14 protein-coding genes, 16 tRNA genes and 2 rRNA genes are annotated in these 14,984 nt (G+C 40.9%); 26 read left to right on the plus strand and 6 right to left on the minus strand.

The features are described 5' to 3' along the window. From C6344_RS00005 to C6344_RS00095, 19 genes are all read left to right on the plus strand, one after another. Positions 1 to 112 (plus strand): 23S ribosomal RNA (locus C6344_RS00005); the annotation flags it as partial. Between the two features lie 109 nt (positions 113 to 221). Further along, positions 222 to 337: ribosomal RNA gene (gene rrf, locus C6344_RS00010) — 5S ribosomal RNA — on the plus strand. A gap of 9 nt (positions 338 to 346) precedes the next feature. Next, a tRNA-Asn gene (locus C6344_RS00015) sits at positions 347 to 421 on the plus strand. A gap of 4 nt (positions 422 to 425) precedes the next feature. Beyond that, positions 426 to 516, plus strand: a tRNA-Ser gene (locus tag C6344_RS00020). Positions 517 to 533: 17 nt separating this feature from the next. Then, positions 534 to 608, plus strand: a tRNA-Glu gene (locus C6344_RS00025). 31 nt (positions 609 to 639) lie between these two features. Beyond that, a tRNA-Val gene (locus tag C6344_RS00030) sits at positions 640 to 715 on the plus strand. 15 nt (positions 716 to 730) lie between these two features. After that, a tRNA-Met gene (locus tag C6344_RS00035) sits at positions 731 to 807 on the plus strand. 4 nt (positions 808 to 811) lie between these two features. Continuing rightward, positions 812 to 888 (plus strand) — tRNA-Asp (locus tag C6344_RS00040). Between the two features lie 18 nt (positions 889 to 906). Further along, a tRNA-Phe gene (locus C6344_RS00045) sits at positions 907 to 982 on the plus strand. A 6-nt stretch (positions 983 to 988) separates the two neighbouring features. Next, positions 989 to 1,061: transfer RNA gene (locus tag C6344_RS00050), tRNA-Thr, on the plus strand. 15 nt (positions 1,062 to 1,076) lie between these two features. Next, a tRNA-Tyr gene (locus C6344_RS00055) sits at positions 1,077 to 1,161 on the plus strand. A 13-nt stretch (positions 1,162 to 1,174) separates the two neighbouring features. Further along, positions 1,175 to 1,248: transfer RNA gene (locus C6344_RS00060), tRNA-Trp, on the plus strand. Between the two features lie 30 nt (positions 1,249 to 1,278). Next, positions 1,279 to 1,354, plus strand: a tRNA-His gene (locus tag C6344_RS00065). A gap of 9 nt (positions 1,355 to 1,363) precedes the next feature. Next, a tRNA-Gln gene (locus tag C6344_RS00070) sits at positions 1,364 to 1,435 on the plus strand. A 7-nt stretch (positions 1,436 to 1,442) separates the two neighbouring features. Next, positions 1,443 to 1,517, plus strand: a tRNA-Gly gene (locus C6344_RS00075). 5 nt (positions 1,518 to 1,522) lie between these two features. Beyond that, positions 1,523 to 1,593 (plus strand) — tRNA-Cys (locus C6344_RS00080). A 14-nt stretch (positions 1,594 to 1,607) separates the two neighbouring features. Further along, positions 1,608 to 1,696, plus strand: a tRNA-Leu gene (locus C6344_RS00085). A 37-nt stretch (positions 1,697 to 1,733) separates the two neighbouring features. Continuing rightward, a tRNA-Leu gene (locus C6344_RS00090) sits at positions 1,734 to 1,815 on the plus strand. A gap of 513 nt (positions 1,816 to 2,328) precedes the next feature. Further along, positions 2,329 to 3,033, plus strand: a complete 705-nt coding sequence (locus C6344_RS00095) for a hypothetical protein (RefSeq protein WP_066031125.1) — start codon at positions 2,329 to 2,331, stop codon at positions 3,031 to 3,033. A gap of 34 nt (positions 3,034 to 3,067) precedes the next feature. On the opposite strand, the gene C6344_RS00100 is transcribed toward C6344_RS00095, so the two are convergent. From C6344_RS00100 to C6344_RS00120, 5 genes are all read right to left on the minus strand, one after another. Continuing rightward, complete coding sequence (locus tag C6344_RS00100; protein ID WP_034663840.1) at positions 3,068 to 3,613, minus strand: histidine phosphatase family protein; 546 nt, start codon at positions 3,611 to 3,613, stop codon at positions 3,068 to 3,070. Between the two features lie 68 nt (positions 3,614 to 3,681). Next, complete coding sequence (locus C6344_RS00105) at positions 3,682 to 3,873, minus strand: hypothetical protein (RefSeq protein WP_034663839.1); 192 nt, start codon at positions 3,871 to 3,873, stop codon at positions 3,682 to 3,684. A 128-nt stretch (positions 3,874 to 4,001) separates the two neighbouring features. Continuing rightward, positions 4,002 to 4,271, minus strand: coding sequence for a hypothetical protein (locus C6344_RS00110; RefSeq protein ID WP_034663836.1), 270 nt, complete (start codon positions 4,269 to 4,271; stop codon positions 4,002 to 4,004). Positions 4,272 to 4,336: 65 nt separating this feature from the next. Beyond that, on the minus strand, positions 4,337 to 5,026 hold the full coding sequence (locus C6344_RS00115) for a DUF1963 domain-containing protein (RefSeq protein ID WP_060595829.1): 690 nt from the start codon (positions 5,024 to 5,026) through the stop codon (positions 4,337 to 4,339). A 17-nt stretch (positions 5,027 to 5,043) separates the two neighbouring features. Beyond that, on the minus strand, positions 5,044 to 5,847 hold the full coding sequence (locus tag C6344_RS00120) for a DUF2262 domain-containing protein (protein WP_060595830.1): 804 nt from the start codon (positions 5,845 to 5,847) through the stop codon (positions 5,044 to 5,046). A 535-nt stretch (positions 5,848 to 6,382) separates the two neighbouring features. On the opposite strand from C6344_RS00120, the gene ltaS reads away from it, so the two are divergent. Together ltaS and lepB are read left to right on the plus strand one after the other, a co-directional pair. Beyond that, positions 6,383 to 8,323, plus strand: coding sequence for a lipoteichoic acid synthase (ltaS, locus tag C6344_RS00125; RefSeq protein WP_106031606.1), 1,941 nt, complete (start codon positions 6,383 to 6,385; stop codon positions 8,321 to 8,323). Between the two features lie 155 nt (positions 8,324 to 8,478). Further along, the gene (lepB, locus tag C6344_RS00130) at positions 8,479 to 9,045 is read left to right on the plus strand and encodes a signal peptidase I (protein WP_106071605.1); all 567 of its coding nucleotides are present in this window, start codon (positions 8,479 to 8,481) and stop codon (positions 9,043 to 9,045) included. Between the two features lie 41 nt (positions 9,046 to 9,086). Here lepB and C6344_RS00135 read toward each other — a convergent pair whose 3' ends face one another. Beyond that, the gene (locus tag C6344_RS00135; RefSeq protein WP_060595833.1) at positions 9,087 to 10,382 is read right to left on the minus strand and encodes a homocysteine synthase; all 1,296 of its coding nucleotides are present in this window, start codon (positions 10,380 to 10,382) and stop codon (positions 9,087 to 9,089) included. An 858-nt stretch (positions 10,383 to 11,240) separates the two neighbouring features. On the opposite strand from C6344_RS00135, the gene C6344_RS00140 reads away from it, so the two are divergent. The 5 genes from C6344_RS00140 (at position 11,241) to C6344_RS00160 (ending at position 14,926) form a co-directional block, all read left to right on the plus strand. Then, positions 11,241 to 11,453: a hypothetical protein gene (locus C6344_RS00140; RefSeq protein ID WP_003211695.1), complete on the plus strand. Its 213-nt coding sequence runs from the start codon at positions 11,241 to 11,243 to the stop codon at positions 11,451 to 11,453. A gap of 115 nt (positions 11,454 to 11,568) precedes the next feature. Further along, on the plus strand, positions 11,569 to 12,315 hold the full coding sequence (locus C6344_RS00145; RefSeq protein WP_034663820.1) for an ABC transporter ATP-binding protein: 747 nt from the start codon (positions 11,569 to 11,571) through the stop codon (positions 12,313 to 12,315). After that, positions 12,293 to 13,759, plus strand: coding sequence for a hypothetical protein (locus C6344_RS00150; RefSeq protein WP_060595834.1), 1,467 nt, complete (start codon positions 12,293 to 12,295; stop codon positions 13,757 to 13,759). The genes C6344_RS00145 and C6344_RS00150 overlap by 23 nt, the downstream gene beginning before the upstream one ends. Continuing rightward, complete coding sequence (locus C6344_RS00155; protein ID WP_060595835.1) at positions 13,743 to 14,648, plus strand: PqqD family protein; 906 nt, start codon at positions 13,743 to 13,745, stop codon at positions 14,646 to 14,648. Before C6344_RS00150 ends, C6344_RS00155 begins: the two co-directional genes overlap by 17 nt. Beyond that, the gene (locus C6344_RS00160; RefSeq protein ID WP_060595836.1) at positions 14,645 to 14,926 is read left to right on the plus strand and encodes a hypothetical protein; all 282 of its coding nucleotides are present in this window, start codon (positions 14,645 to 14,647) and stop codon (positions 14,924 to 14,926) included. The genes C6344_RS00155 and C6344_RS00160 overlap by 4 nt, the downstream gene beginning before the upstream one ends. Positions 14,927 to 14,984: the final 58 nt, after the last annotated feature.

The raw sequence follows: 14,984 nt of genomic DNA on the forward strand, positions 1-14,984 counted from the left end.
CCATTCCGCAAGGAAGTAAGATCCCTGAAAGATGATCAGGTTGATAGGTCTGAGGTGGAAGCGTGGTGACACGTGGAGCTGACAGATACTAATAGATCGAGGACTTAACCTATATTCTAATGTGAAGATTGAACATTGTTATCTAGTTTTGAGAGAACATTTTTAAAATATCTCTTGATTTATTTTCAATACATAGTATAATATCTTTTGTCACTAAATTGTCTGGTGATGATGGCGAAGAGGTCACACCCGTTCCCATGCCGAACACGGAAGTTAAGCTCTTCAGCGCCGATGGTAGTTGGGGGTCTCCCCCTGTGAGAGTAGGACATCGCCAGGCTTTCTTCATTCCGCAGTAGCTCAGTGGTAGAGCTATCGGCTGTTAACCGATCGGTCGTAGGTTCGAATCCTACCTGCGGAGCCAATTTGGAGAGCTGTCCGAGTGGCCGAAGGAGCACGATTGGAAATCGTGTAGGCGGTAACCCCGTCTCAAGGGTTCGAATCCCTTGCTCTCCGCCACAATTTACATAATAAAGGGCCCGTTGGTCAAGCGGTTAAGACACCGCCCTTTCACGGCGGTAACACGGGTTCGAATCCCGTACGGGTCACCATTTTATAGAATATACACCAGTATTTTTATTCGGAGGATTAGCTCAGCTGGGAGAGCATCTGCCTTACAAGCAGAGGGTCGGCGGTTCGAGCCCGTCATCCTCCACCATATCTTTTATATCGTCGCGGGGTGGAGCAGTTCGGTAGCTCGTCGGGCTCATAACCCGAAGGTCGCAGGTTCAAATCCTGCCCCCGCAACCAAAATGGTCCGGTAGTTCAGTTGGTTAGAATGCCTGCCTGTCACGCAGGAGGTCGCGGGTTCGAGTCCCGTCCGGACCGCCATTTTTAAAAAGAATACTTGGCTCGGTAGCTCAGTTGGTAGAGCAACGGACTGAAAATCCGTGTGTCGGCGGTTCGATTCCGTCCCGAGCCACCACTATTTGCCGGTGTAGCTCAATTGGTAGAGCAACTGACTTGTAATCAGTAGGTTGGGGGTTCAAGTCCTCTTGCCGGCACTGTTTTTCAAATGTGGAGGGGTAGCGAAGTGGCTAAACGCGGCGGACTGTAAATCCGCTCCCTCCGGGTTCGGCGGTTCGAATCCGCCCCCCTCCACCATTTTTGTTTTCATAGGGGCATAGTTTAAAGGTAGAACAGAGGTCTCCAAAACCTCCGGTGTGGGTTCGATTCCTACTGCCCCTGCCAATTTTCTTAATATGATTCATAACATCTATGGCGGTTGTGGCGAAGTGGTTAACGCACCAGATTGTGGCTCTGGCACTCGTGGGTTCGATTCCCATCAATCGCCCCATTTTATTATTGGGCTATAGCCAAGCGGTAAGGCAACGGACTTTGACTCCGTCATGCGTTGGTTCGAATCCAGCTAGCCCAGTTGATTTGCGGAAGTAGTTCAGTGGTAGAACACCACCTTGCCAAGGTGGGGGTCGCGGGTTCGAATCCCGTCTTCCGCTCCAATAATGGCGGCATAGCCAAGTGGTAAGGCAGAGGTCTGCAAAACCTTTATCCCCGGTTCAAATCCGGGTGTCGCCTTTTTTGAAAAGACTGCCGGGGTGGTGGAATTGGCAGACACACAGGACTTAAAATCCTGCGGTAGGTGACTACCGTGCCGGTTCAAGTCCGGCCCTCGGCACCATTATTTTTTATCATAAGTTGCGCTCTTTAATGATCATGCCGGTGTGGCGGAATTGGCAGACGCGCACGACTCAAAATCGTGTTCCTCACGGAGTGCCGGTTCGACCCCGGCCACCGGTATCTATTAAAAGTTTCATGATCGGTTTTTACCGTCAACCTAACGTTTCACCACAATGGTGAAACGTTTTTTTGTGGTTAAAACGAGTTATTTAGATGAAAATATAAACTTATTAGAAAATTTTGCAACAGCAGTTAGGCGTTATACCACTCTTATCAAGCAGATCGTGTAGCTGCCTCCCTTGAAATAAGAAGGACCAATAGAATATGCTAAATGCTGAAGGAAATGAATTCGCCTAGGATTATCTCGATTTTGAACATGGCTTGTGTTTAGATGACTACGGGGAGACATTCTCAGCAGCTGAAAGTGTGTATTATGTTGAAGATCGTTGGGAGAACTACGATAAAATCAAAAAAGTGATTCAAAAGCGTTATATAGATTGGGTGAATCAACGTTAAGGAATCTAGTTTTGTTTCGATAAATAAGAGCTTCTCATCTTTGTACTGTTTCATGTGGACGTTACAATTGGCTATAGGAGATAAATAGAATGAATTTAGAGGGGCGGAGTTGTTATCTTGCAAACGAAGACGATATTACAGACCATCATTGAAGACGAGGGATCACGAGATTATCCGCTTTTTAGACAGTACTGTGAGAGAAAAGAGCAGGGTCTGCGTAAAGATGCGCTTAAAGTTCTTCAGTCCTTTATTGCGGAGATGAAGGAGAACGAGGTTGAAGCAAAGCGTGTATTTGTTGCTTGGCTGTTTGAGTGGATTGAACGGTTTGAGGATGGTCATCATTTGCTTGTGTTTCCATTGGTAAATGAGGTGATTCAGCCCGTTCTGCAAGAGTGGGAGAATGTTGATCCAATGGATGTAAGACCATATCGCTGGCAAGGCTTGTTCGTGCATCAGGGAGAAGGGCTGCCTTACTTATTGAAGGCACTAGAGCTTGGAGGCAGCAAGGAGCAGCGTGTGATAGTTCAAATTTGTGAAACCTATCTATCGGCCTTATGGTATTCGTTTCATCATATACATGAAGATCTTTATTTAAGCACCTATGAGAAAGATCAAGAGCGAATTCAGGGCATTGAAGATGTCATGACACTGATTGAAGATAAGAGGATTCGTACCAATGTTGAAAAACATTCGGTCTACTATAACCAGCTTTTATCGGATTGGAAGGAATTTCAGCAGACGGAGACAAGAGGCTTTATGAAATGGTGTGCGGAGCGTAGGAAGCCCTATGAGTGGGTAGAGGCATTTTATTATCATCAATAGATGAGGAAACGGCAGAATTCATTCTGCCGTTTTTTTACTTATGCCATATTCGCTCTATTTCTACATGATCTGGTCTAAAATATTGCAGAACATAGACATCTGGATTGCTTAGCTGCTCCCACTCCTTGATTCCAATCGTGGGATCGGCGTGTTTTAGAAGCAGGCTCATAATATTGCCATGTGTGGCGAATAAGGTATGATCTTTTCCTAATTTTATTTGTTCATAGAGTGCCTCTACAATACGGTTCATCGCTTCTTGGCTCGATTCTCCGCCTTCACAGGTCATATGTAAGTCCGAAAAACTGAGCTTTAGTTTCTCATACCAATCGTCCATTGGTTTGCTGCTTAACACACGTTCAGAAAGACGCTGATCAATTTGTACCTCGAGCTGTTTCACATGAGCAAGGGGCTCAGTGGTTTGGATCGCTCGTTTATAAGGACTTGAGATGATCTGATTGAGGTGGATACCGGAAAAGAACTGTGCTAGTTCGTGAGATTGTGCGATGCCTTGAGGCGTTAAAGACGCATCCTCGGATTGTCCATTTGCTTGGCAATGTCTGACGATATAATATGTTTTCATGGGGCACACCTCTCATCGAGTATAAAAAAATCATCCAGGATTGGATGAGGATTCATGAAGGTCTAGGTTCATTTGTTCGGATCTGTTTCTTTATAGGGATCTGTTAGCTTCGAGGTTAGGTCTAAGTTGAACAAAAAATCGTCTACGGTGTCTGTGCCAAAGGGAAGTGTGGAGAAGTTGATTGGGATGCTGTCTTCTTGCTTTTCTGAAGTGACCTGCTGTTTAGGCTGCTTTTTTCTCCAGTACTTAAACAAGCGCATGTAAAGCCCCCTTTTCTATGAAAAAGATGGATTTATACATAATATACGGGGAGAGTTGTCCAGGCGTCAAATGTTTTCTTAGAGAACGATGAAAAGAGCCACAGGAAAGTGCAGCTCTTTTTGTACATTTACATAGCACGACGTAATGCTTTCAGCACTTTACGTTCGCATTTTAAGTTATATCGCTTGTGATGGAGTTTATCCGTGTTACATCTGCCAATGACTTGTCTGACATCTGGATGATAAATGATGAGATTCCTGAAAGTTGGATCATTTAATAACGTGTGAAACCAGCTGAATTTTTTGAGATGCGCTGCATTTCTAGAGATATCCTCTTCATCTACCTGTAGAAAAGGGATATACACAGCAAGTGAAAAGATATCGAAAATGAATCCCATTTTGGTTCCTCCCCCCATATTATTTCCTACGCTTAGAAGAAGGAAAGGTTTCATTCAATAAACCTTTAAAAACAATCCCAGTGCATCAACCATTCTTTTTTGTCTTTGTCGTAATAGAAATACATCGTGCCGTTATCACCAATCATAAACCGAGGTTTTTCTTCTGGGGCGATTTGCAGCATGAATTCTCCTGGTTGATGACGGGGTGGGGATTGAATATATGCGCCATATCCATCGATTTTTGTGAATGAATAATTTGTGTATTGCTTAAAGAAGTGTTCTGTCGCTTCCTCACTTTCATTTACTTCTGATAAATCAACATATGACCACGCTTTTTCCCAGCAAGGGAAGTCCTTTTGCTCACTTTCATTCCATTGAATTTGAAAGGGTTTGAGTCCTCTCACTTCTTCTGGAGTCTCAACTACTTCGAATCCTTCCATAGTTGCGTATTCAATAAGCTTCCAGCCTTCGCCGTTTTTGGTGATATCAATCGGAAGTGCTTTCTGATTAAGAAAGATTTGAATCATCTTACATTCATTGAATCCGTTCATTCCTCCTGGCACTTCAGGTAAATAAATTTGTAAGATCGGAATCATGACACCATCTTGATCTGCTGGCCAGCCTTGATCGGGGTGGATGAAGAAATGACTGGCAAACCAGCTGTGTGCTGCTGGATCAGGACGAAAACCGCCAATCTTAGCCACGATGGGTGTTTTTCCCAGTTGTTCTAATTCGTGAAAAGCCTTTATCTCCATTACTTATCCCTCAATCTTTAGCCTGCAATGTGGGCATCTTGAAACGTGCCATTGATATTGCCTGAGACAATGATGACATGTCCCCAAAATAAATCACCGTCATGACAGTACACTTCAAACTCTCCATCTGGGTAAGCATGAAGGCTTTCGAGTGAGATGCGGCTCATAAATTGATCCAGTGTGAGCTCTTCTTGTTTTTCAGCGGAGTCATCTTGTGCCTGCCAGTCTTTAGCTAGTTCAATCAGTTGATTTGCTGCAAATGATTTAATGGAAGAGTTCCATGTGGTCTGCTCTTCCATGAGTTGTCTAGCGGTTCGAAGAGAGTCGTTTACTTTTTCATCTTCTTCGAGGTTGAAGTAGAGCAGGCACTCTTGATTGCTCCATTGGATCGTTGTTTCAAATAAGTCTAGTCCTTTCACTAATTCAAAGGTGCCCAGCATGTCATCATGGTAAAAGACAGGTTTTTGAGCTTCTTCTCGTATCTCTTGAAGCTCTTGATCCTGTGTATCTGTATCGATGAGTGATACAAGCATGAACTCACCTTCACCTTTTCGGACCTGAAGTGTCACGATTGATTCTTTATGTAATTGTGCCTGCTTTTCCCGCAAGCCCTCTTCATCTGTTAACCAGCAGAGCCTTATGTTTTCGGTTGTGATGAGGTCTTTTTCCTTCCATGCAATCAGTGGAATAGAAGCGGTCCAAAGAGATTCCTGTCCGGTTTTTCCTGCGCCTACTCCTGAAGGTCCTGTGACAGCAATGATGTGATCTATTTCTGCTGAAAATCTTTCTTTAAATGCGCTTATTTGTTTGTTATTCTTCATGTGATGTCCTCCAGCCTGCTTTTTGAAAATCTATATCTTTATCACACCGCACATCAGAAGGAGAAATCAAGCTTTTTTTTGCTTAAAACTTTTTTAGATTGACAGAGGGAGAGAAAATACATGGATTGCTGGAGGGTGAGTCACAATAAAAAACAAATGGATTATGTATCGAATTTTGTATAAATTTAGGTGAAAGAGTCGAAAGGCCTAGGTGATTCTTCCTTTTCTTTATAATTACTTTGACACGAATAGATGAAAAAAGTAAAGTAGTACTGAGTGACTTACAAACCCTTCTTCATCCACTAAAACATGAAGTGTGTGTAAATGAAGTGTAAATGGATATTTTTCCTTTTATTTACTCGTATTTTTTTTGAAACCTTTGAAGCTTCTCATACGTTATATTAAAGGAGCACATATGTCCGGCGGAAACAGAGCATCGGAATGCTTGGTGAAGAAGATTTACATTTGCAAAATCAATGTAAATTTTTTATGATTTCATTTATATCAGAACGATAACTAAGAAAGAAGAGGTTTTATGAAAAAAATATTTGCGAACAAATATAGCTTTTTTGTATTGGCTGTCCTTTTATTTTGGGCGAAATCGTACGCTGCCTACAAAATGGACTTTAATTTAGGAGTGAAAGGTTCTTTTCAAGAGGGGCTTCTCTTATTAAATCCATTTAGTTCAGCCATTGTGTTTTTGGGACTGGCTCTCTTTTTGAAGGGTCGTAAATCTGCCATTGTTTTAATTGTTATTGACTTTATTATGACCGCACTTTTATATGCGAATGTAGCGTACTACCGTTTCTTTGATGACTTTTTGACTTTCTCCACAATGAAGCAAGCAGGCAATCTTGGAGGAGGCATGACTGGCGGTGTATTATCTAGTATTAAGCCGCATGACCTTTTGTATTTCCTTGATATCATTATCTTGATTGCGATTGTGATTTGGAGACCAGAAGTGAAGAAATTCCAAATGAAAAAGACATTTGCACTGCTGATTGTGGCTGCAGGTGTAGGACTGTTTTTTGTAAATCTTCATTTAGCTGAAAAGGACCGTCCAGAATTATTAACAAGAACATTTGATCACAAGTATGTTGTCAAATACTTAGGTGTTTATAATTATACGATTTATGACGGAGTACAATCAGCACAAAATGCAACACAGGTAGCAAATGCGAGCAGTGAAGATTTAACGGATGTTGTAAACTATACGGCTTCTCACTATGCGAAGCCAAACGCAGAGTATTTTGGTAAAGCAAAAGGGAAAAACATCATTAAAATCCATTTAGAAAGCTTCCAGTCTTTCTTAATTGACTACAAACTAAATGGAGAAGAAGTGACGCCGTTTTTAAACAAACTAGCTCATGGTAAAGAGGATTTTACGTATTTCGACAACTTCTTCCATCAGACAGGTCAAGGAAAGACAGCTGATGCTGAGCTAATGATGGATAATAGTATGTTCGGCTTGCCAGAGGGAGCAGCGTTTGTGACAAAAGGTGAAAATACTTACCAATCACTCCCTGCCATCCTAGATCAAAAAGCAGGCTATACGAGCGCAGTGCTTCACGGGGACTATAAATCTTTCTGGAACCGTGACACGATTTATAAGCATATGGGATATGATCAATTCTTCGATGCTTCATATTACAACATGGATGAAGAAAATCTTGTGAATATGGGTCTGAAGGATAAACCATTCTTCAAAGAATCAATCCCGATGCTACAATCAATGAAAAAGCCATTTTATGCACATTTAATGACATTGACTAATCACTATCCATTTAATTTAGATGAAAAAGATGCGACAATTGCTAAGGCAACAACTGGTGACAAAACAGTAGATAACTACTTCCAAACAGCAAGATATCTAGATGAGTCATTAGAGCAATTCTTTAAAGACTTGAAAAAATCAGGTATGTATAAAGACTCTGTCATTTTATTATATGGTGATCACAACGGTATTTCTGAAAACCATAACCGTGCAATGAGCGAAATTCAAGGGAAAGAAATTACACCTTATCAAAATGCACAAAACCAGCGTGTACCACTCATGATTCGTATTCCTGGCAAACAGGGCGGCGTGAACCATACGTATGGTGGTGAAGTAGACGTGATGCCTACGCTTCTTCACTTACAAGGTATTGATTCAAATGAGTATGTGAATTTTGGAACAGATCTATTCTCTAAGAAGCATGATCAAACTGTTGCATTCCGTAACGGAAACTATGTGACACCAAAATATACACTCGTAGATAACACTGTCTACGATACAAAAACAGGTAAAGTTGTGAAACAAAATAAAAAGACAGAGGCGATTAAAGCCCGTGTCGATAATCAGTTAAGCCTTTCAGATAAAGTGCTTTATAGGGATCTTCTTCGATTCCATAAGCTGTCTGACTTTAAACCAGTGAATCCATCTGATTATTTCTATGGTAAATCAAAAGAAAAAGAAGAGGATTCTTCTGCTAAGTAACTGAGTTTTGGGCAAGCACAGAAGGGTGCTTGCCTTTTTCTCTCTCATCGCTTGATTTGTTGGCAAAATATGTTTATATTTAGGGTGATACAAGCGTGATGCTGGCGTGTAGCTGGCGGAACTCATTTCGTCCTAGGGGATTTCAGGAGGAGCTTATGACAACAAATACAAAAACACAAAAAAAGAAATCAGAAGTATGGGGCTGGCTCAAAGCGATCTTAATCGCATTCATCGCTGTTTTTATCATTCGTAACTTTTTATTCGCACCGTATATTGTAAAAGGGACCTCTATGGATCCAACATTGCATAATACAGAGCGGGTTTTTGTGAATAAAACGGTTGATTACTTCGGCGATTACAAACGGGGACAGATCATTGTTCTTGATGGGGAAGACCGCAGCACTCATTATGTAAAACGCTTAATTGGTTTACCTGGTGATAAAATTGAAATGAAAAATGACCAGCTATATGTCAATGGTCAAAAAGTGTCGGAGCCTTACTTAGCGTCAAACAAAAAGAAAGCAGCCGCAGATGGGACCTTGCTGACACCTGATTTTGGCCCTCTTACCGTTCCAAAAGGAAAGTATTTTGTCATGGGTGACAATCGTCAAAACTCAATGGACAGCCGCAATGGCTTAGGTCTTTTTACAAAGAGTGATATTCAAGGAACCACTTCATTTGTGTTTTACCCTTTCCAAGACATTCGACTTCTCAATGATTAATGACTCATAAAAAAAGCACACAGAGGTGTGCTTTTTCTATTTCATTCAGCATGGCTTTTTGTGATCGCCTGTTCAAGATCTGCAAGGATGTCTTCAATCGCTTCTGTTCCAACAGATAAACGAATGAGTTCTGGTGTGACGCCTGTCGCTTTTTGTTCTGCTTCACTTAATTGTTGATGTGTTGTGCTGGCAGGATGAATGATCAGTGATTTAGAATCGCCGACATTTGCGAGGTGTGAGAAAAGCTTAACGGAATCAATGAGCTTTTTACCAGCAGCTCGCCCACCTTTAATACCGAATGTGAGAATGGCGCCTTGTCCTTTTGGCAAATAGGTTTGAGCAAGCTCATAAGATTCATGGCTTTCAAGACCTGGGTAGCTTACCCAATCTACAAGAGGGTGATCTTGTAAAAATTGCGCTGTTTTTAACGCATTTTCACTATGACGCTCGAGACGCAAATGCAAAGTTTCTAGGCCTTGCAGAAGTAAAAATGAGTTGAAAGGTGACAAGGCTGCTCCTAAATCCCGTAAGAGCTGCACACGTGCTTTTGTGATATAAGCGGCTTCTCCAATTGCTTCGGTATACGTCAGGCCGTGGTAACTTGGATCTGGTTCAGTCAGCCCTTTGAACTTATCACTGTCAGCCCAAGGAAACTGGCCGCTATCGACAATGACACCGCCGATTGATGTACCATGACCGCCAATGAATTTCGTAGCGGAATGGACGACAATGTCTGCACCAAACTCGATCGGTCTTAATAAATAGGGGCTTGCGAGCGTATTGTCCACAATAAGCGGAATATGGTGCTTGTGTGCAATGGCTGAGACGGCTTCAATATGTAGAATGTCGCCTTTAGGATTCCCAATGCTTTCTGCATACACTGCCTTCGTTTTGTCTGTAATCGCTGCTTCGAGTTCTTCCAAGTTGGATGAATCAACAAATTTCACTGTAATGCCGAGCTTTTTGAGTGTATGGGCAAATAAATTGTACGTGCCTCCATAAAGGCTGCTGGAGGATACAATTTCGTCACCAGCTCCTGCAATGTTTAAAATAGAATAAGTTGTCGCTGCTTGTCCAGAAGAGACAGCAAGTGCACCAATGCCGCCCTCAAGCTCAGCGATCCGTTTTTCAAAGACGTCATTTGTAGGGTTCATAATGCGAGAATAAATATTTCCGGGTTCCTGCAGTCCAAATAAATTCGCCGCATGCTCACTATCTCTAAAACCGAAAGAGCTTGTTTGGTAAATAGGCACGGCTCTTGAATAGGTTGCTGAATCAAGCTCCTGACCTGCGTGAATGGCTTTTGTTTCTAAACGGAATGGACGTTCTTCTGACATGTGTGTATCCTCCTTTTGTTAGATAAAACCAACTACTTTGATAAGAAATATTTAATAAGACTATAAATCTTGTTTCATGCCTGGTCAATCATTTTTTAGATAAATCTGAAAAAATAATCAATAAAGTTGATGAACTTTTTTATTTCAATTGGAAGGGTGTATATGTTGGTGAAAAGAGAGATTGTTTCCTTAGAGAGTGCGGATCAGTTTTTTTAGAAAACAGCAAATCATTCAAGTGTTGTTTGAAAAGATCATGCTCGCCATCGTTTTAGATGAATTCTATAAGCGATTAATCTAATTTGAAGCACAAAGAATGCCAGCTGGTGGAATCATGGGGAAAGCCTATGCTGTAGGTTGCTTTTTCATAGAAAGGAGCGTGTCATATGTTGGATGTTACTCAAGAAGGCAAGGGCTTTTTTCCCAATGATCTCTCTTGTATATACATATTTTAAGTGACAAGAGAAGAAGGAAAATATGCTCACTTTTTTGTCGGAATTATCAGTAAATATTTCATAAATGGAGTTATAACGACATATAATCAGGACTTTTATATCTGATATATCGGGGGAATTCTTTCTATCTCACAAAAAAGAAAGAATATATAAAGGAGATGATAAAAATGGCCTATTTCAAAAAAAGAAGAAAAAAGATGGTTTAATTGCCATTATATGGGTTTGGTGGTTCTTATGGAGTGAAAAAACCTAGTTAATAAGAGAGGGGTTATACACTTAAAAGTGAATAATTGAATAAAAAGTCACATTTTACCCAAAAGTATGTTCGGTCAAAAATGGGATCTTCTGTTGATGTTTGGAGAGTGACGCCTATGATACGATCATCATAAGCTGGGAGGTGAAAAGTATGACTTATGCAGCGCCGCAAGTTGACTATTCCACTATGGAACCTGCTATTATGGACCAAGCTTGGTTCTTAGTATTTGTTGCTGTCCTTCTTGGATTGGGAGCAACAGTTGTTCTAGGAGCAGCAGTTTGGTGTTTAGCAAACGGCAAGGGTAGCTTTACAGGAGCCGTTCAGTGGGAAAGTGGCTTAAAAGTCCAAATTGAATGTAAGTAGCTATACTTAGGATTCATCTTTTTACTTCTATGAAATGACACCAGGGCTAAACCGTCTGTGGCGGGCGGTTTAGCCTGATCTGTTTTTAAAGAATATGCAGACACTTGGAGGTTATATGTTTACGATCGAGAATTTAACTAAGACGTATAAAAATAACGTGACTGCTGTCAATGATTTTCATCTACAGATCGACCCTCATCAAATCGTTGCTGTTGCTGGACCGAATGGTTCCGGTAAAACAACGATGATTAACTGTATACTCGGCATCATTAAGCATACAGAAGGAACGATTCTCTTGCAGGACGTCACAAATGACGAACCATCCTTTAAAAAACAAGTAGCCTATGTTCCAGATGATCTGCTACTCCCTGAAGCTTTGACTGGTGCTGAATATTTAGATTTTGTTTCTTCTATGTATGAATGTAAAACAATTCATAGAAGAAATCAACTAATTGAACTGTTTGATATGGACTCGGCTTTATCAAGACCGATCGAAACCTATTCACATGGTATGAAAAAAAAGACACAGCTGATTGCCGCCTTTATGCTTGATAGTCAATTGGTGATCATGGATGAGCCCTTTAGAGGACTTGATATTGAAGCGGTTATAAACACAAAGAAACTGATGAAGCGTTATGCCGAGCACCATGGTGCGATCTTGCTTTCAACGCATGATATGCTTTCAGCGGAAGAGCTGTGCCACAAAATCGCCATTATTTCTAAGGGAAATAAAATGGATGAAGGAACGGTCTCAGCCTTAAAGGAGAAGTATCAATCAAGCACATTGGAACAGGTGTTTCTGAAAGCTTCAATGTTAAGTGATAGGGGTGCACATTTTGATGAAATCATTAATCATTTCTAGAATGATGCTTAAAATGTGGCAGCAGGAGATGTATAAGCTCTTTGATACTCAGACGAAGCGGATCATTGTGATCTTATTCTTTTTGTTTGCCGTCACAATGGGCGCCATCATCGGATACAGTTTTACGGGTGTCTTTATGAAGGCTTTCTTAAATGGAGATGAACGTTCACTTGGATTACTCGTTGTGTCAATGGCGATCAATGCATCCATATTTACAAGCTTGTTATTCATTTTGATCAAGGTCAGAACGCCTGAGCAAGACCGTTTTTCTATGCAGCTCAGCTGGTTCCCGCTTTCTACCTTTCAGAAAAGCCTTGGATACTTTATTCCGATGGTGACAGTGGTGGCAGGACTTGTGTTATTTTTTATCGGTATCCTGCTTTTACCTAACTTTATTGCCCAGGGAATAGGTATTTTCTTTATCTTTACGTTCTTTTTAATGGTGATTTTGCAATCGCTTTTTGTCTTAATGCTTCTGCAACTCATTTATAATATTACCTATTTGGTCGTTCTGAAATTAAAATTACCGTTGCAAAAATTTGCAGCGATCTTTGTTTTATTAGCACTGGTTGTGGCGTATGGAATGACGCATTTTGATATCAGTCAAATTCAGCAATCATATATACAGTTTGATTATCATTTGATGTATTTTACAGCACCGTTTTTCTTAGCGGCTCAAGGAATGTCTCCTGAAGGGGTAAATTATGCAATCTTGATCCTGTTCATCCTTTTATCGGCGGGCGGCGCATTTCTTTCTCTTGCGATGATGCCAATTATGGCAGAGAAAAAAGCGTTAACCTTTTTAAACAAACTGCCGTTCTCTTCTTCAAAAAAATGGTCACTTATTGTAAAGGAAATGAAATCACAGGTGCGAAATGAAGAAAACATTTTAAACTTTCTCATTCTCCTCATTGTGATCTTATTCGTCCGTTATCAGTTTGGATTCCGCTTTGAAGAAGAAGCGTTTTTTGTTCTCTGCGCTCTTGCTGGATTAACCGCCTTCAATTCATTTGGCAATGATAAACGAATGCTGGGGATGTACAAAACATTTGGCCTAAGATCGTGGGAAGTGGCTCTGTATAAGTTTATCGGGCTTTTGCTTGTTGGTATACTGCAAATTGCGTTATTCATGCTGACAACGCTGACGCTTCCTGATCAGATTTGGAACGTATTGATTGGGGCTGCTGTTTTATGCAATGCCACTGCGCTTTTTTATGTGGTAGGTATTTTACTTCCGCTTGACCGAAACAATCCCTACACAGGTATTTTTTCATTTGGAGCACTTATTTTACTCATGATTCCGATTGTTTTTATTGGAAACTATGTCATAGGGGAGTCGAGTCAAACACTTCAGTGGCTGCTTGTAGCTGCATTTGAAGGTCTGCTCATCTTTGCCATATACAAAGGTTTTTCATGGAGGTATTCACATGATTCAACTTCTTAACAATAAGCTAAAGATTGAGCGGGTACCGGCACTCGCGCCGTATGTGACCTTACAAAAGAGGCATCTCACTGATACGCAGTATGGAAGCACACTCCCGATTAATGAAAGTGCCTATCATATGTTAACGAAAGTAGATGGCAAAAGGACAGAAGCAAGTATTACCGCAGAGCTCGCCGATTTGTTTCAGGTCGATGAATCTGTGATTTCTCGTGACTTTTATCAACTGATAATGGGGTTAAATCAGCATCACTTGCTGTCTATTCATTATCAATCACCATATCGGATTGTGACAGCCTGTTGTCAATTTTTCAAACAGTATCAAGTGAAAATGAAGGAACGATTTGATTGCACTGGTCACTCGTTCCTGCACATTTTGGGGACGGCTTTGCTCATGGTGACGCGTAAAATCATCTTTTTCTGGATGCTTTTTATGGTCATGGCAGGGATCGCTTTTTTATTCATTCCTGACCAGTCGATTGCAGCCATTGCGATTTATTTTACTATTATTTATTTTGGATTAATTACCGGGACCGCCTTACATGAGGCAGCACACGGCTATGCGCATCGGAAATTTGCGGGACGGGATGGTCCTCAAGGCTTTTTTGCGAGTGATATGATGTCTGTGAAATTTGTGAGACCTGTATTAGATCCGTTTCAGAAAAAGCAAGTATGGATTACTCTGCTTGGGCCGCTTGTCCCGGGTGTGATCGGGGCAGCAGGGATCATTGTGACCGTATTATTTCTGAAAGAAAATCCAATTTCGACAGGTTTCTTTATTTTTTCAATCACGTATTTTATTCAATTACTCTATCTTCTTCCATTTATGGGGGATGGTAAATCCATTATGAAGCAGCTATTGCTTGGGGGAATGGGAGGACAACGATCATGAACGTACAGGCGATGAAACAAGGCGCTATTGTTGGTGGCTTTCTAGGATTTTTAGGCTTTCCGATGCTGACAATTGGTGTATTGTTCTATCATTTATTTCAATCAAAAACGAATGATGCCTTATTATTTAACAGTCTCGCTTTTGAGATGGAAGGTTCATCCGCATTTACTTTTCAGATCAAGCCAAACTTTTTTATTTATATGATTGTGATTTTTGCCGCGAGTTTTCTCATTGTGGCTTTCTTATCAGCAATGAAGCAGAAAAAAGCAAAAGATTAGGAGAATCCTCCTAATCTTTTTTTTGTATAATCAACCAAATTTTAGTATAATAGAAAAA

It is taken from the genome of Bacillus sp. GBSW19, assembly GCF_002998655.1.
GTDB lineage: Bacteria > Bacillota > Bacilli > Bacillales > Bacillaceae > Bacillus.

Excerpts from the sequence above, each read along its gene's own strand:
- C6344_RS00160 (WP_060595836.1), top strand. The coding sequence starts at position 14,645 with ATGAACGTACAGGCGATGAAACAAGGCGCTATTGTTGGTGGCTTTCTA.
- C6344_RS00145 (WP_034663820.1), top strand. The coding sequence starts at position 11,569 with ATGTTTACGATCGAGAATTTAACTAAGACGTATAAAAATAACGTGACT.
- ltaS (WP_106031606.1), top strand. The coding sequence starts at position 6,383 with ATGAAAAAAATATTTGCGAACAAATATAGCTTTTTTGTATTGGCTGTC.
- C6344_RS00155 (WP_060595835.1), top strand. The coding sequence starts at position 13,743 with ATGATTCAACTTCTTAACAATAAGCTAAAGATTGAGCGGGTACCGGCA.
- C6344_RS00100 (WP_034663840.1), bottom strand. The coding sequence starts at position 3,613 with ATGAAAACATATTATATCGTCAGACATTGCCAAGCAAATGGACAATCC.
- lepB (WP_106071605.1), top strand. The coding sequence starts at position 8,479 with ATGACAACAAATACAAAAACACAAAAAAAGAAATCAGAAGTATGGGGC.
- C6344_RS00150 (WP_060595834.1), top strand. The coding sequence starts at position 12,293 with ATGAAATCATTAATCATTTCTAGAATGATGCTTAAAATGTGGCAGCAG.
- C6344_RS00140 (WP_003211695.1), top strand. The coding sequence starts at position 11,241 with ATGACTTATGCAGCGCCGCAAGTTGACTATTCCACTATGGAACCTGCT.
- C6344_RS00135 (WP_060595833.1), bottom strand. The coding sequence starts at position 10,382 with ATGTCAGAAGAACGTCCATTCCGTTTAGAAACAAAAGCCATTCACGCA.
- C6344_RS00115 (WP_060595829.1), bottom strand. The coding sequence starts at position 5,026 with ATGGAGATAAAGGCTTTTCACGAATTAGAACAACTGGGAAAAACACCC.
- C6344_RS00120 (WP_060595830.1), bottom strand. The coding sequence starts at position 5,847 with ATGAAGAATAACAAACAAATAAGCGCATTTAAAGAAAGATTTTCAGCA.
- C6344_RS00110 (WP_034663836.1), bottom strand. The coding sequence starts at position 4,271 with ATGGGATTCATTTTCGATATCTTTTCACTTGCTGTGTATATCCCTTTT.
- C6344_RS00105 (WP_034663839.1), bottom strand. The coding sequence starts at position 3,873 with ATGCGCTTGTTTAAGTACTGGAGAAAAAAGCAGCCTAAACAGCAGGTC.